Source organism: Mesorhizobium captivum, from assembly GCF_033977165.1.
GTDB lineage: Bacteria > Pseudomonadota > Alphaproteobacteria > Rhizobiales > Rhizobiaceae > Mesorhizobium > Mesorhizobium captivum.
Map to the genome: position 1 here is coordinate 96328 of NZ_JAVIJB010000007.1, position 19211 is coordinate 115538.

General features: G+C 64.7%; 19 protein-coding genes and 1 pseudogene. 16 read left to right on the plus strand and 4 right to left on the minus strand.

Going from position 1 to position 19211, the window contains the following annotated elements; translation table 11 throughout:
* Positions 1-294 precede the first annotated feature (294 nt).
* The 9 genes from rpsF (at position 295) to RFM40_RS08810 (ending at position 8989) form a co-directional block, all read left to right on the plus strand.
* On the plus strand, positions 295-780 hold the full coding sequence (rpsF, locus tag RFM40_RS08770) for a 30S ribosomal protein S6 (RefSeq protein WP_292577317.1): 486 nt from the start codon (positions 295-297) through the stop codon (positions 778-780).
* Positions 780-1028, plus strand: coding sequence for a 30S ribosomal protein S18 (gene rpsR / locus RFM40_RS08775; protein ID WP_006203718.1), 249 nt, complete (start codon positions 780-782; stop codon positions 1026-1028). The genes rpsF and rpsR overlap by 1 nt, the downstream gene beginning before the upstream one ends.
* A 216-nt stretch (positions 1029-1244) precedes the next feature.
* Positions 1245-1829, plus strand: coding sequence for a 50S ribosomal protein L9 (gene rplI, locus RFM40_RS08780; RefSeq protein ID WP_320228353.1), 585 nt, complete (start codon positions 1245-1247; stop codon positions 1827-1829).
* Between the two features lie 231 nt (positions 1830-2060).
* Complete coding sequence (locus tag RFM40_RS08785; RefSeq protein ID WP_320228352.1) at positions 2061-3338, plus strand: cyclopropane fatty acid synthase; 1278 nt, start codon at positions 2061-2063, stop codon at positions 3336-3338.
* Between the two features lie 70 nt (positions 3339-3408).
* The gene (locus RFM40_RS08790; protein ID WP_320277404.1) at positions 3409-3732 is read left to right on the plus strand and encodes a YnfA family protein; all 324 of its coding nucleotides are present in this window, start codon (positions 3409-3411) and stop codon (positions 3730-3732) included.
* A gap of 1 nt (position 3733) precedes the next feature.
* Positions 3734-4699, plus strand: a complete 966-nt coding sequence (locus tag RFM40_RS08795; RefSeq protein WP_320277405.1) for a small ribosomal subunit Rsm22 family protein — start codon at positions 3734-3736, stop codon at positions 4697-4699.
* Positions 4700-5150: 451 nt separating this feature from the next.
* Positions 5151-6641 (plus strand): replicative DNA helicase, encoded by a 1491-nt coding sequence (locus tag RFM40_RS08800; RefSeq protein ID WP_320221375.1) that lies wholly within the window; start codon positions 5151-5153, stop codon positions 6639-6641.
* A gap of 224 nt (positions 6642-6865) precedes the next feature.
* Positions 6866-8284, plus strand: a complete 1419-nt coding sequence (radA, locus tag RFM40_RS08805; protein ID WP_126101149.1) for a DNA repair protein RadA — start codon at positions 6866-6868, stop codon at positions 8282-8284.
* A 27-nt stretch (positions 8285-8311) separates the two neighbouring features.
* Positions 8312-8989: a CvpA family protein gene (locus RFM40_RS08810; protein ID WP_320274803.1), complete on the plus strand. Its 678-nt coding sequence runs from the start codon at positions 8312-8314 to the stop codon at positions 8987-8989.
* A gap of 44 nt (positions 8990-9033) precedes the next feature.
* Here the strand turns inward: RFM40_RS08810 and RFM40_RS33700 are convergent, their stop codons facing one another.
* Positions 9034-9483: a DUF4826 family protein gene (locus RFM40_RS33700; RefSeq protein ID WP_430691652.1), complete on the minus strand. Its 450-nt coding sequence runs from the start codon at positions 9481-9483 to the stop codon at positions 9034-9036.
* A 130-nt stretch (positions 9484-9613) separates the two neighbouring features.
* On the opposite strand from RFM40_RS33700, the gene purF reads away from it, so the two are divergent.
* From purF to RFM40_RS08830, 4 genes are all read left to right on the plus strand, one after another.
* Positions 9614-11083, plus strand: a complete 1470-nt coding sequence (gene purF, locus RFM40_RS08815; RefSeq protein ID WP_320221372.1) for an amidophosphoribosyltransferase — start codon at positions 9614-9616, stop codon at positions 11081-11083.
* A gap of 208 nt (positions 11084-11291) precedes the next feature.
* Positions 11292-12035, plus strand: coding sequence for an SDR family NAD(P)-dependent oxidoreductase (locus RFM40_RS08820; protein ID WP_320228347.1), 744 nt, complete (start codon positions 11292-11294; stop codon positions 12033-12035).
* Between the two features lie 131 nt (positions 12036-12166).
* The gene (locus RFM40_RS08825; RefSeq protein WP_320228346.1) at positions 12167-12808 is read left to right on the plus strand and encodes a hypothetical protein; all 642 of its coding nucleotides are present in this window, start codon (positions 12167-12169) and stop codon (positions 12806-12808) included.
* Positions 12809-13045: 237 nt separating this feature from the next.
* A complete protein-coding gene (locus tag RFM40_RS08830; protein WP_320221369.1) occupies positions 13046-13270 on the plus strand; it encodes a hypothetical protein in 225 nt (74 codons plus the stop codon).
* A 163-nt stretch (positions 13271-13433) separates the two neighbouring features.
* Here the strand turns inward: RFM40_RS08830 and RFM40_RS08835 are convergent, their stop codons facing one another.
* The gene (locus RFM40_RS08835; protein WP_320228345.1) at positions 13434-13937 is read right to left on the minus strand and encodes an OsmC family protein; all 504 of its coding nucleotides are present in this window, start codon (positions 13935-13937) and stop codon (positions 13434-13436) included.
* Positions 13938-14104: 167 nt separating this feature from the next.
* Between RFM40_RS08835 and RFM40_RS08840 the strand changes: the two genes are divergently transcribed.
* Entirely contained in the window at positions 14105-14581 is a 477-nt protein-coding gene (locus RFM40_RS08840) for a VOC family protein (protein WP_320228344.1), read from the plus strand.
* Between the two features lie 305 nt (positions 14582-14886).
* Positions 14887-16389: a S10 family peptidase gene (locus tag RFM40_RS08845; RefSeq protein WP_320228343.1), complete on the plus strand. Its 1503-nt coding sequence runs from the start codon at positions 14887-14889 to the stop codon at positions 16387-16389.
* Between the two features lie 56 nt (positions 16390-16445).
* Here RFM40_RS08845 and RFM40_RS08850 read toward each other — a convergent pair whose 3' ends face one another.
* Positions 16446-16877 (minus strand): nuclear transport factor 2 family protein, encoded by a 432-nt coding sequence (locus RFM40_RS08850; RefSeq protein WP_320228342.1) that lies wholly within the window; start codon positions 16875-16877, stop codon positions 16446-16448.
* A gap of 379 nt (positions 16878-17256) precedes the next feature.
* Between RFM40_RS08850 and RFM40_RS08855 the strand changes: the two are divergent.
* A pseudogene (locus RFM40_RS08855) lies at positions 17257-18130 on the plus strand (DMT family transporter).
* A gap of 191 nt (positions 18131-18321) precedes the next feature.
* On the opposite strand, the gene RFM40_RS08860 reads toward RFM40_RS08855, so the two are convergent.
* Positions 18322-19176 carry a LysR substrate-binding domain-containing protein gene (locus RFM40_RS08860; RefSeq protein ID WP_320228341.1) on the minus strand — a complete coding sequence of 285 codons (855 nt, stop codon included), beginning with the start codon at positions 19174-19176 and terminating at the stop codon, positions 18322-18324.
* Positions 19177-19211: the final 35 nt, after the last annotated feature.

Genomic DNA, 19211 nt, shown 5'->3' on the forward strand with positions numbered 1-19211 from the left:
TTTCTCCCCCTGCGAGACCGTGGGCCGTCGATTGTGCCTCCCACCCTTGCCTTCCTCAGGAATTGCTGTATAGACGCGCCCAATCTGCCGGTCCTTGCTGGGGGCTGAACGGAGGGCCGTGGCTTTCGAAGGCCACGTCATGAAGCCATAAGCGCTTTTGGCCTCCCGTGTCTCCGCTCTCGACCGTCTCGCGATGCTCCTTTCTTCCCCGCTCTTTGAAGACCGGGTCAGACAAGTTGCAGAGGCTTAGCCGCGAGGGCCGGTGAGAGAAACGAAGAAAGGCAGTAGAACATAATGGCTCTTTACGAACATGTGTTTCTTGCCCGGCAGGACCTGTCGCAGCAGCAGGTTGATGCGCTTGTCGAACAGTACAAGGGCGTCATCACCGCCAATGGCGGATCGGTCGGCCGGATCGAGAACTGGGGACTGAAGTCCCTCACCTACCGGGTCAAGAAGAACCGGAAGGCTTACTACACGCTGATGGACATCACCTGCCCGCCGGCCGCGCTCAACGAAATGGAGCGCCAGATGGGCCTGTCGGAAGACGTGCTGCGCTTCCTCACCATCAAGGTCGAGGCGCATGAGGAAGGCGCCTCGGCGATGATGCAGAAGCGCGAAGAGCGCTCCGAGCGCGGCGGCTTCGGCGACCGCGACCGTGGCCCGCGTTCGTTCGGCGACCGCGACCGCGGCGACCGCGGCCCGCGTTCGTTCGGCGACCGTGATGGCGGCGACCGTGGTCCGCGCCGTCCGCGCGAAAACGTTGAAGGGGGTGCAGAATAATGGTCGACATCAACCAGATCCCGACCCGGCGCCCGTTCCATCGCCGCCGCAAGACCTGCCCGTTCTCCGGCGCCAACGCCCCGAAGATCGACTACAAGGACGTGCGTCTGCTGCAGCGCTACATTTCCGAGCGCGGCAAGATCGTGCCGTCGCGCATCACCGCCGTCAGCCAGAAGAAGCAGCGCGAGCTCGCCAAGGCGATCAAGCGCGCCCGCTTCCTCGGCCTGCTGCCCTACGTGGTTCGCTAAGCTGAAAGTATTGATGCGGGCGGCTTGCCGCCCGCTTCGACCCCACGGCGACGGGCGCCGCAAAGGGTAGGTTCAAATCCCGAGTTGAGGCCATAAGCCTCTAACTGCCAGACAGGCAGGACAGCGACACCGGCGGTAACGCCCCTTTTGCTTCCTGACCTGTTCCAAAAGAATCCGACGTCATCCCGGATGACGCCAAACCGAAGGAACGAAACCATGGAAGTCATTCTTCTCGAGCGCATTTCCCGCCTCGGCCAGATGGGCGACACCGTCAAGGTGAGGGACGGGTTCGCCCGCAACTTCCTGCTGCCGCAGGGCAAGGCGCTGCGCGCCAACGAAGCCAACAAGAAGAAGTTCGAGGGCCAGCGCGCCCAGCTCGAAGCCCGCAACCTCGAGCGCAAGTCGGAGGCCAGCCAGGTCGCCGAGAAGCTCGACGGCAAGAGCTTCATCGTCGTGCGTTCGGCCGGCGAGACCGGCCAGCTCTACGGCTCGGTGTCGACCCGCGACATCGCCGAGCTTTTGACCGCCGAAGGCTTCAGCGTCAACCGCAACCAGATCGAGCTGAACCAGCCGATCAAGACCATCGGCCTCACCAATGTGGCGATCGCGCTGCATCCGGAAGTCGAGGTCACCGTCACGCTCAACGTCGCGCGCTCGTCGGAAGAGGCGGAGCGCCAGGCCAAGGGCGAAATGCTGACGACGGCCGAAGCCATCTATGGCGAGGACATCAACGACAACGCCCGGCCGGAGAACTTCTTCGACCCGAACGCCGAATTCGAAGGCGGCGAAGACAACGCCTGATCGACGGGGCCGGAGCGCTGCTCCGGCCTCTTCGGCGTCCAGCAATGACTGGACCAACGCCCGGGTCTACGACCCGGGCTTTTTTGTGCCAAACGGAACTTTTCCAACCCCTATATCTTGTTGCAGATTACAACGTGGCGCGTCGATTGGACGCGGGCGATGCGCTGTGGCACTTTCGATTTGGCGTTCCGGTCCGATAGCCGGATGGTCCGTCTGAGGGGACATTTGGTCATGAATATTCTGTTGAAGCGCATTCTCGAGCGCCTGGTGCGCACAGGCAATCTCAAGGTCACCGGGCCGAAGGGCTCGACAGTTACCTTCGGCGACGGCAGCGGCGAGCCTGTGCATATGCACATCAAAACCACGCATGCCGAGCGCGCCATCAGCTTCGATCCGATGCTGGCCGTACCCGAGGCTTATATGGACGGCGAGCTCGACATCCTCGAGGGTGGAGTGCTGGGCGTGATGCGCATCGCCTTCCAGAACATGGGCAGCGGCGGCATCGACGCGACATGGTCGAAGGCAATCGAGGGCCTGCGCCACGCGTTCCGCCGCCTGCAGCAGATCAACACCGCCGCACGTGCGCGCCGCAACGTGCAGCGGCATTACGATCTCTCCGGCGATCTCTACAAGCTCTTCCTCGACGAGGACATGCAGTATTCCTGCGCCTATTTCGAACAGCCCGACATGACGCTGGACGAAGCGCAGGTCGCCAAGAAGCGCCATATCGCCGCCAAGCTGAGGCTGAAGCCCGGACAGACCGTGCTCGACATCGGCTCCGGCTGGGGCGGCCTCGGCCTCTATCTCGCCAAGGCTTTCGACGTCGACGTCCAGGGTGTGACGCTATCCACCGAGCAGCATGGCGTCGCCACCGACCGTGCGCATGCGGCGGGCCTGCAGGATCGCGTCCATTTCGACCTCAAGGACTATCGCGCGCTCAACGAACGTTTCGACCGCATCGTCTCGGTCGGCATGTTCGAGCATGTCGGGGTCAACCATTACCGCACCTTCTTCGACAAGTCGGCGACGCTGCTGAAGCCCGACGGCGTGATGCTGCTCCATACCATCGGCCGGTCCGGCGTGCCGTGGGCGACCAGCGCCTTCATCCGCAAATACATCTTCCCGGGCGGCTACGTCCCGGCCCTTTCCGAAGTCATGCCGGCGATCGAGAAGTCCGGGCTGGTTGTCACCGACATCGAGATGCTCAGGCTGCATTATGCCGAGACGCTGAAGCACTGGGGCATGCGCTTTGCCGCCAACCGCGACAAGGCCAAGGCGATCTATGACGAGCGCTTCTGCCGCATGTGGGAATTCTACCTCGCCGCCTCGGAGGCCGCCTTCCGCTGGCAGGACCTGGTCATCTTCCAGATCCAGCTCGCCAGGAAGAACGACACGCTGCCGATTACGCGCGACTACATGGCCAAATGCGAGAAGGCGCTGGAAATGCGCGACATGGGCCACCAGGAGCCTGCGCCTGCCGCTGCCACCCGGCGCAAAAAGGTCGAGTAGTCAGCGCGCATTGCCGCTTGCCATTGCGGCCTGACGCCACGAAAAAGGTCTCGTTCGCGAGGCCTTTTTCATGACCTATCTCATCTACATCGCAGCCGCGCTTGCCGAGATCGCCGGCTGCTTTTCGTTCTGGGCCTGGTGGCGGCTGGAAAAGTCGCCGCTATGGCTCATCCCCGGCCTCGTCTGCCTCGCCCTGTTCGGGTACCTTTTGGCGCTTGTCGAGACGAATGCCGCCGGCCGCGCCTACGCCGCCTATGGCGGCATCTATATCGCCGCCTCGCTAGCGTGGCTGTGGCTGGTGGAAGGGGTGCGGCCCGACCGCTGGGATCTCGGCGGCGCCGCGCTCTGCATCGTCGACGCCTCGGTCATCCTGCTCGCACCAAGGGGAGCCTGAAGTGGAACTGCCACCTCCGCTCCGGCAAGGCGTCGACAGCCTGCTCGACAAGGTGACGCTGCCGGCACTGAAACAGGCCGCGCGCACGCTTTCGGAACGCTACCGCGCCGAGTTGCGCGACGGCCGCCTGCATATGGGTGAAGAGATCGCGGTGAAGGCCTATCTGGCGACCAGGCTGCCCGCCACCTATGCCGCCGTGCGCACCAGCCTGGATGCATTGGCCGAAGCGCGCCCCGACTTCCAGCCGAAGAGCCTGCTCGATATCGGCGCCGGACCTGGCACTATGCTTTGGGCCACGGCTGACGCATATCCGGAACTCGAGCAGGCGGTTCTGGTCGAGGCGAGTGCTGCGGTGCGCAAGATCGGGCAGTCGCTGGCCGCCGACGGGGTCGGCGCCCGGACGAGATGGATCGCCGGCGACGCCACCATCGACCTGGATGGTCTCGAGCCCGCCGACCTCGTCAGCGCCGCCTATGTGCTCGACGAGATCGTGCCTGCCTCGCTGCCGAAACTCGTCGACCGGCTTTGGCGGCTGACAGCCGACACGCTGCTCATCGTCGAGCCCGGCACGCCTGCCGGCTGGCAGCGCATTCTTGCCGCGCGATCGCAGCTTGTCGAAGCCGGCGCACATGTCCTGGCGCCTTGCCCGCACGAGGCGCCCTGCCCGCTCGTTCCGCCCGACTGGTGCCACTTTGCGCGCCGCGTCGCCCGCTCGCGCCTGCATCGGCTGGCCAAGGAGGCCGACGTGCCATGGGAGGACGAGAAATTCATCTACCTCGCCGCCTCGCGGCGACAGACGCCGGCGCGCGCTGCACGGGTAATCGCGCCGCCAAAGACCGGATCCGGCAAGATGCTGCTCAAGCTTTGCCAGCCGGACGGCCAAGCAAGCGAGCGCCTGCTCAGCAAGCGCGACGGCGAGTTGTTCAGGACGGCGCGCCGGGCGGATTGGGGCGATACGCTGGGATAGACCGCCTAGGTCGACGGCACTTGAGAGAGATCGCGGCGTCGATGCGTTTGCAGATCGCCTACGTTGGAGATTGGCCCGAACTTCGTCATCCACGGGCGGAGCGGGAGCGCAGCGGACGCGCAGACCCGAGGATGACGACTTGATCAGCGTTCCGGCTAAATCTCGACTGCTTGCGATATCATTCGCGAACAGACGTAGCGGGTCGGCCATGAGCCTCCCCAACGGCAATCAGCCGTCAAAATTGTTCTTGCTTCGTTCCAGGCTTGCCCGTAAGAATCACAACTTGCCGAGTCAACCGGAATCGGGCCACCGGAATACTGTCCTGTGGATGGTTCTCCGTTCCTGTGAACATTGTGCATCAAGCTGGTTGGACCGAGGAGTGTTGCAGAAAGGTCAGCACCGAATCTTCCCGTTCTGATATCGAGGAGGCGGGATCGAAATCGGGGATATCATGGCAGAGGCGGCACTGAAACTCGGCGTGGCGGAACAACCGCTCTATCGCGAGGCACCGAACAACATCGAGGCCGAGCAGGCGCTGCTTGGCGCCATCCTCGTCAACAACGACGCCTTCTACCGTGTCTCGGATTTCCTGAAGCCCGCGCATTTCTACGAGCCGCTGCACCGCCGGATCTTCGAGGTGGCAGCCGAGCTCATCCGCATGGGCAAGATCGCGACTCCGATCACGCTGAAGACCTTCCTTCCCGCCGAAGAAAAGGTCGGCGACATGACGGTCGCGCAATATGTCGTGCGGCTGGCCGTCGAGGCCGTCACCGTCGTCAACGCCACCGACTATGGCCGCGCCATCTACGACCTCGCAACGCGCCGCGCGCTGATCACCGTCGGCGAGGACATGGTCAACATCGCCTATGACGCGCCGGTCGATATGTCGCCGTCCGACCAGATCGAGGATGCCGAGCGGCGGCTTTTCGAATTGGCGGAAACAGGCCGCTACGACGGCGGCTTCGAAAGCTTCAACGATGCGGTCAAGACCGCCGTCGACATGGCCAACGCCGCCTTCATGCGCGACGGCCACCTGTCGGGCATCGCCACGGGCCTGCGCGACCTCGACCGCCGCATGGGCGGCCTGCAGCCTTCCGACCTGATCGTGCTTGCCGGACGCCCTGGCATGGGCAAGACCTCTTTGGCCACCAACATCGCCTTCAACATCGCCGAGGCCTATGTGCCGGCGCAGCAGGCCGACGGTTCGTTCAAAGCCGCCAATGGCGGCGTCGTCGGCTTCTTCTCGCTGGAAATGTCGTCGGAGCAGCTTGCCACCCGCATCATCTCCGAGCAGACCGAGATCTCGTCATCGAAGATCCGCCGCGGCGAGATCACCGAGATGGACTTCGAGAAGCTGGTCGCCTGCTCGCAGACGATGCAGAAGATCCCGCTGTTCATCGACCAGACAGGCGGCATCTCGATCGCACAGCTCTCCGCCCGCGCGCGGCGGCTGAAGCGCCAGCGCGGCCTCGACCTCATCGTCATCGACTATATCCAGCTGATGCAGGGCTCGAGCGCCAGAGCTTCGCAGAACCGCGTCCAGGAAATCACCGAGATCACCACCGGCCTGAAGGCCTTGGCCAAGGAACTCGGCGTGCCGATCATCGCGCTGTCGCAGCTGTCGCGTCAGGTCGAAAGCCGCGACGACAAGCGCCCGCAGCTCTCGGACCTGCGTGAATCCGGCTCCATCGAGCAGGACGCCGACGTGGTGCTGTTCGTCTATCGCGAGGAGTATTACCTCAAGAACCGCGAGCCGAAGCTCGGCACCGACGAGTACATCAAGTGGGAAAACGAGATGAACGAAGCGCGCGGCAAGGCCGAGTGCATCGTGGCCAAGCAGCGCCACGGACCGACCGGTTCGGTCAGCCTCGCCTTCCACGGCGAGTTCACGCGCTTCTCCGATCTGGCGGAAGAGCATCACCTGCCGGAGAGGTTTGAGTAGCTCTTGGTAAACGCCTCATTCCTTCGCGCCCCCCTCTGTCCTGCCGGACATCTCCCCCTCAAGGGGGGAGATTGGCTATCATTTTGGCTTTCGCCAATCGCCAGCATCGCAAGATGGACGGCAGGGTCGAAACTGCTGATCTCCCCCCTTGAGGGGGAGATGTCCGGCAGGACAGAGGGGGGTGCTGTCCCGCCGACCTATCCAATTGTCGCGGGCCCCAACTAATGGCCAAATCGCGCGTTCAGTTCATCTGCCAGAATTGCGGTTCGGTGCATCAGCGCTGGGCGGGCAAATGCGATGCCTGCGGCGAGTGGAACACGCTGGTCGAGGAGGGCACGGCCGGCGGCATCGGCTCGGGGCCGGCCAACACCCGCAACGCCCGCAAGGGTCGCGCCGTGGTGCTGACCAGCCTGTCGGGCGACATCGAGGACGCGCCGCGCATCGTCTCCGGCATCGGCGAGCTCGACCGCGCCACCGGCGGCGGCTTCGTGCGCGGCTCGGCCCTTCTGGTCGGCGGCGATCCCGGCATCGGCAAGTCGACACTGCTGACGCAAGCGGCGGCCGCGCTTGCCTCGAAAGGCCACCGCATCGTCTATGTCTCCGGCGAGGAGGCGGTCGCGCAGATCAGGCTGAGAGCCCAGCGCCTCGGCGTCGCCTCGACGCCCGTCGAGCTCGCGGCCGAGACCAATGTCGAGGACATCCTCGCAACGATAGCCGACGGCAAGCGGCCCGACCTCGTCATCCTCGATTCCATCCAGACGCTGTGGACCGACCTTGCCGATTCGGCCCCCGGCACCGTCACCCAGGTGCGCGCCGCCGCTCAGGCGATGATCCGCTACGCGAAATCCACAGGCGCGGCGATCGTGCTCGTCGGCCATGTCACCAAGGAAGGCCAGATCGCCGGCCCTCGTGTCGTCGAGCACATGGTCGACGGGGTGCTCTATTTCGAGGGCGAGGGAAATCATCACTTCCGCATCCTGCGCACGGTGAAGAACCGTTTCGGACCGACCGACGAGATCGGCGTCTTCGAGATGTCGGACAAGGGCCTGCGCGAGGTCGCCAATCCATCCGAGCTGTTCCTCGGCGAGCGGCACGCGAAATCGCCGGGCGCCGCGGTTTTCGCGGGCATGGAAGGGACGCGGCCGGTGCTGGTCGAGATCCAGGCGCTGGTGGCGCCCTCCTCGCTCGGCACGCCGCGCCGCGCCGTCGTCGGCTGGGACGGCGCGCGGCTCTCGATGGTGCTGGCGGTGCTGGAAGCGCATTGCGGCGTCCGTTTCGGCCAGCACGATGTCTATCTCAACGTCGCCGGCGGCTACCGCATCTCGGAGCCGGCGGCCGACCTCGCAGTCGCCGCGGCACTTGTTTCGTCGCTCACCGGTCTTGCCCTTCCCGCCGATTGCGTCTATTTCGGCGAAATCAGCCTTTCGGGCGCGGTGAGGCCGGTTGCGCATGCGCAGCAGCGCCTCAAGGAGGCCGAAAAGCTGGGTTTCGGAAGCGCGGTGCTGCCGCTCGGCAGCGAGGAAGTCGTTGGCGGCAATGGGGCCGGGGGAATCGCGGCCGGCGCTTTCCAGCCCACCGAGCTTTCCGACCTCGTGGCGCGTATAGCCGGCTCACGGCGCAGCCGCGCCGACGAGGGGGAGTGATGCGGCTCATGATGTGGGGCGAAAGACATGCCGATTACGCTGCTTGACGGAATTCTCGTCGGCTTCACCCTGGTCTCGGCGATGCTTGCCATGGTGCGCGGCTTTTCCCGCGAGGTGCTGTCGGTGGTTTCCTGGGCAGCGGCGGCGGCGGCGGCCTTCTTCTTCTACAAGCCGGTCCTGCCCTACGTTCAGCCCTATGTCGACAACGACAAGATGGCCATGGCCGCGGCGGCCGGCATCGTCTTCGTCATCGCGCTGATCGTGGTTTCGGTAATCACCATGAAGATCGCCGACTGGATCATCGATTCGCGCATCGGCGCGCTCGACCGCACGCTCGGTTTCCTCTACGGCGCGGCGCGCGGCATCCTGGTGGTTGCGGTGGCGCTTTTGTTCTTCAACTGGCTGGCCGGCGCCAAGGCGCCCGCCTGGGTCGCCAACGCCAAGTCGCGGCCGCTGCTCGAGTCGATCGGCGCCAAGCTCGAAAGCGTGCTGCCCGAGAACACGGAAGAGCTGGTTAACAAATATACGCACAAGGGCACGGCCACGACCGAGGCGCCGGCGACCACCGACCAGCCCGCGGCCGAACCGCCGGCCGCCGGCGAGGACAACGCACCGGCGCCCGACGACAGCGAAGGCGAGGCTCCGGCCGACAACGAGCCGGCCCCTGCCAATCCGGCTCCGGCAAGTCCGGCGCCGGCAAACTGAGAGCAATAGAAGGCCATTCTCACACGGCCTTCGGCCGCGATTGGTCAGGGATCATCGTCCCAGACGCTGTCATCGTTCGCCCAACCCAGAAGTGTCTCTGCTCTCGCCCCTAGCAGGGGGGCTAGCATCGCGGCATCCTCAGGGCGGCCGATCACAACCTCGTCAGGTTCCCGTCCTTCTGGCATTGCCACTGCTGCTTCCTTCCAACGCAATCCGAATTCCCGAACTGCAGCGCGCGGCGTTCTCTCCGGTCCGCAAACCACGTAATCGGTTGGAAGGTCCCCGGAGATCGCCCACCACCCTACCCATCCTGGGTGGGTGATACTCTCGATCGCCCAAATCGCGACATACGGAGACACGTGCCAGGCGGGCCATTCGCCTACTCTCCCATGCTCCAAACCTTCGCGGCTTAGATAGTCAATCACGTACTGGCGTTGCGAATCGCACCACACCTGGTCCTCGGCCTCATTGAGGTCATCAGCTTCGTCCGTCATTTGTAGAGACCTGTCTTGGGAACAACGCTCTCGGATGATTGACAATTCTCGCTGCCGCCACTCTGATTTGCAGGTGGTATTGCCGGCTTGACTGCACTATATGACGCCTTTCCGCAATGAGGCTCAACTGATGGCAGACGCAGACGACGTGCTTTCCGCCGAGGCCGACGACCATTTCCACGACGAATGCGGCGTGTTCGGCATTTTCGGCCGGCAGGACGCCGCGGCCATCGTCACACTCGGGCTCCACGCCCTGCAGCATCGCGGCCAGGAAGCCGCCGGCATCGTCTCCTATGACGGCACCCAGTTCCATGTGGAGCGCCATATCGGCCTGATCGGCGACACCTTCACGAAGCAGCGCGTCATCGACAGTCTGCAAGGAAACCGTGCCATCGGCCACACCCGCTACGCCACCACCGGCGGCTCCGGCCTGCGCAATGTCCAGCCCTTCTTCGCCGAACTCGGCGAAGGCGGCTTCGCTGTCGCCCACAACGGCAATCTCACCAATGCCATGACGGTGCAGCGTGCGCTACAGAAGCAAGGTGCGATCTTCTCCTCCACCTCCGACACCGAGACGCTGCTGCACCTGGTGGCGACCAGTAAGGAACGCGACTTGAATTCCCGCTTCATCGACGCGGTGCGCCAGGTCGAGGGCGCCTTCTCGCTGGTGGCGATGACGGCCAAGAAGATGATCGGCTGCCGCGATCCGCTGGGTATCAGGCCGCTGGTGCTGGGCGATCTCGACGGGGCCTGGATCCTCGCCTCCGAGACCTGCGCGCTCGACATCATCGGCGCCCGTTTCGTGCGCGACATCAAGCCCGGCGAGATGGTGGTCGTCACCTCCAAAGGCATCGAGAGCCTGTTCCCGTTCGAGCCGCAGAAGACCCGCTTCTGCATCTTCGAATATGTCTATTTCGCGCGGCCGGATTCGTCGGTCGAGGGCCGCAACGTCTACGAGGTGCGCAAGCGCATCGGCGCGGAACTCGCGCAAGAAAGCCCGGTCGAGGCCGACATCGTCGTTCCGGTGCCGGATTCCGGCACGCCGGCCGCGATCGGCTTCAGCCAGGCCGCGGGCATTCCCTTCGAGCTCGGCATCATCCGCAACCACTATGTCGGCCGCACCTTCATCCAGCCGGGCGATTCCATCCGCCATATGGGCGTCAAGCTCAAGCACAACGCCAACCGCCGCATGATCGAGGGCAAGCGCGTGGTGCTTGTCGACGATTCCATCGTGCGCGGCACCACCAGCCAGAAGATCGTGCAGATGGTGCGCGACGCCGGCGCCAGGGAAGTGCATATGCGCATCGCCTCGCCGCCGACCAGCGCTTCCTGCTTCTATGGCGTCGACACGCCGGAGAAATCGAAATTGCTGGCATCGCGCATGTCGGTCGAGGAGATGGCAGAATTCATTCGTGTGGATTCGCTCGGCTTCCTGTCGATCGACGGGCTTTACCGCGCCGTCGGCGAAGCGCGCCGCGACAGCGACCAGCCGCAATTCTGCGACGCCTGCTTCACCGGCCAGTACCCGACCCGCCTGCTCGACTTCGAAGGCCACGACAATGTGCGCACGCTGTCGCTGCTGGCGTCCAGTGGGTCGTAGGGCTGCCAGATCACCATTGTATTCGCCAAGCCACCCCCCTCTGTCCTGCCGGACATCTCCCCCTCAAGGGGGGAGATCGGCTGCCGCTTTCGCCAATCGCCGAGGCCGTAGAGCCAACTTCGGTGAAGTCCAATCTCCCCCCTTGAGGGGGAGTTGCCCGGCAGGGCAGAGGGGGGGTGCCTCGCGCCTATCTCACGGAATCTCTCGCATGACCCTCGACCTTTCCGACCGCGTGGCGGTCGTTACCGGCGCCTCGCGCGGCATCGGTTATTTCATCGCCAGGGAACTGGCCGCCGCCGGCGCGCATGTGGTTGCCGTTGCCCGCACTGTAGGCGGGCTGGAAGAGCTCGACGACCAGATCAAGGCCGATGGCCGCGGACAGGCGACGCTGGTGCCCCTCGACCTCACCGACATGGCCGGCATCGACCGGCTGGGCGGCGCGATCCACGAGCGTTGGGGCAAGCTCGACATATTGGTGGCAAATGCCGGCATCCTCGGCGTGATCTCGCCGATCGGCCATGTCGAGGCAAAAACCTTCGAGAAGGTGATGACCATCAACGTCACAGCAACCTGGCGGCTGATCCGCTCGGTCGATCCGCTGCTGAGGCTCTCCGATGCCGGCCGTGCGATCATCATGTCCTCGAACGCGGCGCATTCGGCGCGCGCCTTCTGGGCGCCCTACGCGGCGTCCAAGGCGGCCGCCGAGACGATGATGCGCTCCTGGGCGCATGAGACCGAGAGCCTGCCGCTCAGGGTCAATGCCGCCGATCCGGGCGCCACCCGGACCGCGATGCGCGCGCAGGCGATGCCCGGCGAGGATCCCGAAACGCTGCCGCATCCTTCCGAGATCGCCAGGCGCATCGCGCCGCTGGCGAGCCCGACGCTGAAGGAAACCGGGCTGATCTTCCAGGCCAAGCACAACCGCTTCGTCGCCTACCGGCAGCCGGAATAAACCTCGTCTTTGGTCTGACGCATGTCGTTTTCCCAAAACCGCTAGGCACTTTTGGGCGACATGCGTTGGGGATGAAAAAGGCCTCCGGCTACGTTCTTCGAATGTAAAACATTCGAAACCGGAGGACCGACATGCGCAGACTTCTTCTCGTTGCCGCCACCGTCACTGCCGCCGCACTCGCCGCCACGGCAGGTTCGGCGCTGTCGCAAGACGCCAAGATGAACTTCTTCGTCACCAGCGTCGGCTCCGGCAAGGGTGCCGATCTCGGCGGCCTGAAGGGGGCTGACGCGCATTGCGCCTCACTGGCGGAAGCGGCCGGCGTCACCGGCAAGACCTGGCACGCTTATCTCTCCTCCAGCACCGAGGATGCGCGCGACCGCATCGGCAAGGGCCCGTGGTTCAACGCCAAGGGCGAGAAGATCGCCGACGATGTCGCCTCGCTGCACGGCGACGCCAACGGCATCACCAAGCAGACGGCGCTGACCGAAAAAGGCGAAATGGTCAACGGCCGCGGCGACAAGCCCAACCGGCATGACATGCTGACCGGCTCGAAGCCCGACGGCACGAAGATCGCCGACCAGACCTGCGGCGACTGGACGATGAGCGGCGCCGAAGGGGTGGCGATGATGGGCCATCACGACCGCACCGGGCTGGACGATTCGGCGGCGGCGAAGTCGTGGAATTCTTCCCACGCCTCGCGCGGCGGCTGCAGCCAGGAGGCGCTGAAAGGCACCGGCGGCGACGGCCTGTTCTACTGCTTCGCGGTCGAGTGAGCGCGCTAGATCGGTTCGTCGTTTCATCGAAACGACGAACCGATCTATCTTCATGTTTTGACGCAATTCCTGACCGGAAAATCGTCTCAAACTTTTTCTGGAGTGGCTTTAGGCGAAGGCCCCATTCACGGGTCTGTGAACGGTGCGGCGGAAGCGTGTTCCGCCGCCCTGCTTTCGCCATCTGAGGGGAGTTGCTAGGATCGATCCGACTCCCACATCCAGCAAAGAGGAATTTCCATGGCTGCCACTCCCAGCGTAGCGTTGGTCTGGTATCTGGTGATCGCCGGCCCGCAAGGCGGCATGGTGGTGCTGCCCAGCACCTTCGACACCCGCGAACAGTGCACCAACGCCGTCACCGAATATCAGAAGCAGCCGACACCGCAGGGCTGGGCCGTGCAATGCGTGCCGAGCGCTTCGCCGTTCTCCGACGAGGGGGATGCGGAGGAGCCTTCGGCGCAGTAGCGCGAGTTTGATCTCCCCCCTTGAGGGGGAGATGGCCGCGAAGCGGCCAGAGGGGGTCGTCTCACATAGAGCGCCGACCTCCCTTTCGAGAAAAGCGCCGGCGCTTCATGCGCAGCGACCCGCTCTGTCGCCTTCGGCGACATCTCCCCCTCAAGGGGGGAGATTAGCTCGCGCTCACCGTCAACGTGGGCTTGTTGTTGATCGTCTGGAACACCACGCAATAGCGCTCGGTGAGTTTTAGCAGCGAATCGATGCGCTCCTGCGGCTCGTCGGTGTCGAGATTGAACTTCAAGCGGATCTCTCGAAAACCTACCGATGCATCACGGGCGACGCCGAGCGTGCCGCGAAAATCGAGGTCGCCTTCGGCCTCGACTGCAGCATTGCCGAGCTTGAACTCCAGCGCCGTCGCCACCGCCTTCAGCGTCACGCCGGCGCAGGCGACCAGCGCTTCGAGCAGCATGTCGCCCGAGCAAAGCTCAAGCCCCGAGCCGCCGGTGGCCGGATGGAGCCCCGCCACGGCAAGCGCCCTGCCCGTCTCGACCTTGCAGGTGATCGACTGGTCGTCGAGCGTTCCGCGCGCCCTGAGCGTGATCAGCGCCTTGCCGGCATCCTCGCGATAGGCGTCTTTCAGCGGCGTCTGCATGGCCTTGAGCGCGGTTGCATCCATTTTTCTTATTCCCGGTTCGATGGCTTTCCAAAGCTGATAACACTCTCTTCCGCCGGCGCGAAACAACGCTATGCCAGCCGGTGGCGACATGGTGCAAAGAATTCGCTGTCGGATGGGGCGAAACCCGAACGTCCTTCGGTCGTTGTCAGACAGGAAGGAGATCCAGCATGGCCAAGGTGACCTCGCATCTGTGGTTCGAAAAGGACGCGCGGCAGGCGGCGGAATTCTATGTCGCAACCATTCCCAACTCGGCGATCGGCCGTATGACGGACGTGGCGGCGGACAATCCGAGCGGCCCCGCCGGCAGCGTCAAGATCATCGAGTTCGTGCTCGACGACCAGAATTTCATCGCGCTCGAAGCCGGTCCGCTCGACCCGTTCAACCATTCCTTCTCGATCCTGGTCGAACTCGAGAGCCAGGCCGAGATCGACCGCATCTGGAACGCCTTTCTCGACAATGGCGGCAAGCCCGAGCAATGCGGCTGGCTGAAGGACCGCTGGGGCCTGTCGTGGCAGATCGTGCCCAAAATCCTCGGCGACATGGCCGCGCATCCCGACCGCGAGCGCGCCAAACGCGCAACGGAGGCGATGCTTGGGATGGTGAAGATCGATGTGGCTGAGTTGGAGAGGGCGTTTGGGGAGTGAGTTCGCTGGAGATTGGCGAAATGCGGGACACGGCTAATCTCCCCCCTTGCGGGGGAGATGTCCGGCAGGACAGAGGGGGGTATGAAGGATCGCAACGCAGGAGAATTTCTTATCGTCCGCCTTTCCCCCACAGTTTCGGCTGTGAGCGGTTGACAGGACGGCGGGACAGCACCCCCCTCTGCCCTGCCGGGCATCTCCCCCGCAAGGGGGGAGATCAGCAGCTTCCAAGTGGTGCAAAGCTGCTGCCCCTTTGACTTCGCCCGCTCCGGCCATACCTTTGCGAAGATCGTTCGCGCGGAGGTCTCATGCGGTCCAAGTTGAAGCTCGTCTCCTTCATCCTCCTCGCGCTCACAGTCTTCGCGCAGCCAGCCCTCGCCGAAACCCCGGAACGGCCGGCACCGGCCGGCGGCGTGCTGTCGCTTTTGCCGCCGCCGCAGGTGACCGAGCATTCGGTCACGCTCGGCGGGCGCAAGCTCGATTACCAGGCCAAGGCCGGCACGCTGTCGCTGCTGTCCGGCAAGGGCGAGGTCACGGCGGAAATCTTCTACGTCGCCTACACACAGCAGTCGCCCGCCCCGGCGAAGGAGCGGCCCATCACCTTCGTCTTCAACGGCGGGCCGGGCGCGGCGTCGGCCTACCTGCATCTCGGCGCGATCGGCCCGCGCATCGTTGCGACCGCGGCCGACGGCGAATTCCTGCCGCCGCCGCAAAAGCTGATCGACAATCCCGACAGCTGGCTCGACATGACCGATCTCGTCTTCGTCGATCCGGTCGGCACCGGCTACAGCCGCGAGGCGCCGGGCCAGGACACGAAGGCATTCTGGGGCGTCGACCAGGACGCCAGCGCGGTCGGCGCCTTCATCCGGCTCTATCTCGCCCAAAACGGCCGCACCGCTTCACCGCTCTTCCTTGCCGGCGAAAGCTATGGCGGCTTCCGCGCCGCGCTGCTTGCCAGGGCGCTGCAAGAGGACGTCGGCTTGAGCCCCAGCGGCATCGTGCTGATCTCGCCGGCGCTGGAGTTCATGCTGGTGCGGCCGGACCAGTTCGACCAGTTGCACTGGGCGCTGGAACTGCCCTCTTTGGCCGCGGCTCGGCTGAAGGCCGACGGCGTCGGCGGCGAGGCGCTGCGCGACAGGCTGGCCGATGTCGAGCGCTACGCGCTTGGCGATTATCTGACGGCGCTCAACAACGGGCTGGAGCAGGGCGGCAAGCTCGCCAGCGGGCGTGTGGCGGAGATTACCGGCCTGCCGCTCGACCTCGTCGAGCGCAATTTCGCCCGTGTCCCGACCGGCCTGTTCGCCCGCGAGTTCCAGCGCGCCAAGGGTAGAGTGCTCAGCCCCTACGATGCCATGGTCAGTACTGCCGATGTTGCGCCTGAAAGCGCGCGCATCGAGGGGCCCGACCCGGTGCTCGACCGCAGCGTGCCGGTGCTGACCTCGGCCTTCGTCGCCTATGCGCGCGACGAGCTGAACTATCACACAGATGTCAGCTACCGGCTACTCAATGGCGAGATCAGCCACAACTGGGACTACGGCACCTCGGGACAAGGCTATGCCGGAGTGATGGACGACCTGCAGCGCGCGCGCTCGCTCAACCCGTCGCTCGGAGTCGTCATCGTCAATGGCTACACCGACCTCGTCACGCCCTATCTCGCCACGCGCTATCTGGTGAACCAGATTCCCTCGCTCGCCGGCGCCAAGCCGATCCGCCTCGACGTCGTCGAGGGGGGCCACATGATGTATCTGAGGCCGGACGGAAGGCGCGCGCTGAAAGAGGCCGCGTCGGAGCTTTATCAGGCGACGCAGTGAGGTCTTGGCTAGCCCGGCGAAGCTACCGCGGTCTCCGCCGCGGCGCGGCGGCGCGGTCACGAACCGGTTCCACTGCCGGCCGTTGGCGGACGGCGTCCGGAGAGCGCTTCAACCGCGTCTTCTATGCCGACAACCTGCCGCTCGACGTCCTCCAAATACAGTCGCCCGGCCACAATCTGACCGTCGATGATTTCGAACAGCGTGACCCCGCGCACTTCGAAGGGCTGCCCGTCGGAGCGAGTACCTGACCAATGCCATTCGCTCCAGGTCGTGTCACCGTCTTGGACCGAGCGCGTGACCGCCGCGTGGAAATCAGGAATTCCCGCGAACATGGCCTCCCAGTTGGCGCGCATCTGGTCGCGCCCGACGAAGGCTCTGCCCGGGTGCGCCGGCTGCACGCTCCGATAGTTCTGGTGGATGAGAGCGGTGACGGCGTCGAGATGATGCGCGTTCATCGCCGTCACCAATCGATCGATCACTTCAGTCATCGAAAATCCCGGACTTATGCAGCGCACGCATCAGCGCGCCCTCTCCGTAGTCCGCGCCGGGGGGAGCCACGCCGATCAATCCGCGAGCCTCAAAATTACCTGATCGGGCTGTGGCCGTCCAGCATTGCAAGACGCGGAACCTGCGCGTCCGCCTCCTCGCGTAATAGCGTCAGCGACCACTGCCAAGTGGCTGTGCAAGCCCTTTACAAGCATCAGGCGAATGCAGGCTGCCGGCCCCTGCCCCAACGCAAGCCCGAAGCTGGCGCAGCGGCGTGCCGACTGTGCCATGGGATGATGTCCCCCTGCTGACAGCAGGTTGTCAGGACGGCAAGCGTAGTCTGATGACATGACGGATTCTCTCGACAGGCCCGACACGCTCATGCATGGCACGGCCAGCATCGCCGCCGAGCGCTCGCTCGGCATCGTGCTGGTCTCGGCCTCGGCCGTCGCCTTCGCGCTCACCGGCGTGCTGACCAAGTCGATCCATGCCGATCCGCTCACCATCACCTGCTGGCGCGGCTTCTTCGGCTCGATCCTGATCACCCTTTATGTGCTGTGGCGGCGGCGCCGTTCGGACGGGCGCGAGAGCCTGAAACTTGGCTGGCGCGGCTGGCTGCTGGCGGTCGAGGGTGCTGCCGCCAGCATCGCCTTCATCTCGGCCTTCAAGTTCACTTATGTCGCCAATGTCGCGGTCATCTATGCGACATCGCCCTTCATCGCGGCACTGCTCGCCTTCCTGCTGGTGCGGGAAAGGTTCCGGCTGCAGACGATGCTGGCGGCGGCCGTATCGCTTTGCGGCGTCGCCATCATGGTGGGCGGCGGCCTCGGCAGCGGCCACCTGTTCGGCGACGGGCTGGCGCTTTTGATGACCACCGGCAGCGCCCTTTACATGATCATGGTACGCGCCTTCCGCGACTCGCCCGTCGTCTGGGCCGGCGCGGTATCCGCCTTCCTGCTCTTCGTGCTCGGCTGGTTCGTCACTGATCCGCTGGCCGTCTCGACCCGCGACGTGGTGCATCGGCTGCTCCTTCGCGCTGGCCTCGATCCTGTGGACGGAAGGCTCGCGGCTCATCCCTGCCGCCGAATCCGGCCTGCTTGGCTCGGCCGAAGTGCCGTTCGCCATACTGTTTGCCTTGCTGTTCCTCGGCGAGATCCCGCCGATCGCCAGCATCATCGGCGGCGCCATCGTGCTTTGCGCGGTTTTCGCGCATGCCGGACGCGACTGGATGAAGGCGAAATCGGCGCGTTCCTAAATTATTTTCACGGTCACGGAACCATCATCCGACTCAGGCATTGTTAGCTTGACGGGTCACCCCCCAAGTCCCCCCAAACCCCTCGACCCGTCCGACTAGAAGCCGACCTGCAAAAAGGTCGGCTTTTTCTTTGCCTTCGATATTTCGCATGTCCTTGTCCCGAAACCGGTTCCCACTTTCGGGAGACATGCTTAGGACGGCAAAGCCAAGCCGCTGCAGAGAAGCTCAGCCAGGTCCCGCGCGGGTCGGCCGGCCTCGCGACCGAGCCGGATGGCGAAGTCGGCCATCGGCAACGGCGGGAGGTCGAGATCGGGAGACGCCTCGACTATACCGGAATGGGCGAAACGCCGGGTGCGCGGCGTCAGCGCGATGCCGGCATTGACCGCGGTGCGCAGGCCGGCAAGGCTGGCACTGCCGGCGGCGATGCGATAGCGGCGGCCGGCGGCGTCGAGCGCATTGAGCGCAGCCTCCCTGAAGCCGCAATAAGGGTCGAGCAGCGCCAGCGGCACTGCTTCCTGCCGCGTCGCCAACCCTTTTTCCGAGCAGAGCCACAGCATCGGCTCACTGATCAGGGCAGCTTCATCCGGCGATGCGGCATGGCGCATGGTGATCGCGAGGTCCAATTGGCCTGCCTGCAGCGCGGACCCGAGTTCCAGGGAGCGGCCGACGCGCAATTCGATCCGCACACGCGGATGGCTGCCGGCAAAGGCCCTGAGCAGGTCCGGCAGGCCATGATCGGCAAAATCCTGCGTGGTGCCGATGGCGACGCGTCCGCCAGCGCGCGCGCCCTTCAGCGCCAGCCAGGCCTCGGTGTGGACGGCAAGGATGCGCCTGGCATGGCCGACAAGGTCTTCGCCGGCCGGCGTCAGTCCGCGCCCCCTGCCCTGGGGGCTAAGCAGCGGCTCGCCGACGATCTCCTCCAACCGCTGCATCTGCGCGGTGACCGCCGAAGGCGAGCGGCCGACAGCCGACGCCGCCCTGGCCAGCGAGCCGCCGTCGACGAAGGCGAGGAAGGTCTTGAGCAGGTCGGGATCGAGCGTTTCCATACTTCAATGTTATCGAATCGTATGTCAAAAACAAT

Bases quoted from the DNA above. Each gene is read 5' to 3' on its own strand.
- rpsF (WP_292577317.1), top strand. From the start codon at position 295: ATGGCTCTTTACGAACATGTGTTTCTTGCCCGGCAGGACCTGTCGCAG.
- rpsR (WP_006203718.1), top strand. From the start codon at position 780: ATGGTCGACATCAACCAGATCCCGACCCGGCGCCCGTTCCATCGCCGC.
- rplI (WP_320228353.1), top strand. From the start codon at position 1,245: ATGGAAGTCATTCTTCTCGAGCGCATTTCCCGCCTCGGCCAGATGGGC.
- RFM40_RS08785 (WP_320228352.1), top strand. From the start codon at position 2,061: ATGAATATTCTGTTGAAGCGCATTCTCGAGCGCCTGGTGCGCACAGGC.
- RFM40_RS08790 (WP_320277404.1), top strand. From the start codon at position 3,409: ATGACCTATCTCATCTACATCGCAGCCGCGCTTGCCGAGATCGCCGGC.
- RFM40_RS08800 (WP_320221375.1), top strand. From the start codon at position 5,151: ATGGCAGAGGCGGCACTGAAACTCGGCGTGGCGGAACAACCGCTCTAT.
- radA (WP_126101149.1), top strand. From the start codon at position 6,866: ATGGCCAAATCGCGCGTTCAGTTCATCTGCCAGAATTGCGGTTCGGTG.
- RFM40_RS08810 (WP_320274803.1), top strand. From the start codon at position 8,312: ATGCCGATTACGCTGCTTGACGGAATTCTCGTCGGCTTCACCCTGGTC.
- RFM40_RS33700 (WP_430691652.1), bottom strand. From the start codon at position 9,483: ATGACGGACGAAGCTGATGACCTCAATGAGGCCGAGGACCAGGTGTGG.
- purF (WP_320221372.1), top strand. From the start codon at position 9,614: ATGGCAGACGCAGACGACGTGCTTTCCGCCGAGGCCGACGACCATTTC.
- RFM40_RS08820 (WP_320228347.1), top strand. From the start codon at position 11,292: ATGACCCTCGACCTTTCCGACCGCGTGGCGGTCGTTACCGGCGCCTCG.
- RFM40_RS08825 (WP_320228346.1), top strand. From the start codon at position 12,167: ATGCGCAGACTTCTTCTCGTTGCCGCCACCGTCACTGCCGCCGCACTC.
- RFM40_RS08830 (WP_320221369.1), top strand. From the start codon at position 13,046: ATGGCTGCCACTCCCAGCGTAGCGTTGGTCTGGTATCTGGTGATCGCC.
- RFM40_RS08835 (WP_320228345.1), bottom strand. From the start codon at position 13,937: ATGGATGCAACCGCGCTCAAGGCCATGCAGACGCCGCTGAAAGACGCC.
- RFM40_RS08840 (WP_320228344.1), top strand. From the start codon at position 14,105: ATGGCCAAGGTGACCTCGCATCTGTGGTTCGAAAAGGACGCGCGGCAG.
- RFM40_RS08845 (WP_320228343.1), top strand. From the start codon at position 14,887: ATGCGGTCCAAGTTGAAGCTCGTCTCCTTCATCCTCCTCGCGCTCACA.
- RFM40_RS08850 (WP_320228342.1), bottom strand. From the start codon at position 16,877: ATGACTGAAGTGATCGATCGATTGGTGACGGCGATGAACGCGCATCAT.
- RFM40_RS08860 (WP_320228341.1), bottom strand. From the start codon at position 19,176: ATGGAAACGCTCGATCCCGACCTGCTCAAGACCTTCCTCGCCTTCGTC.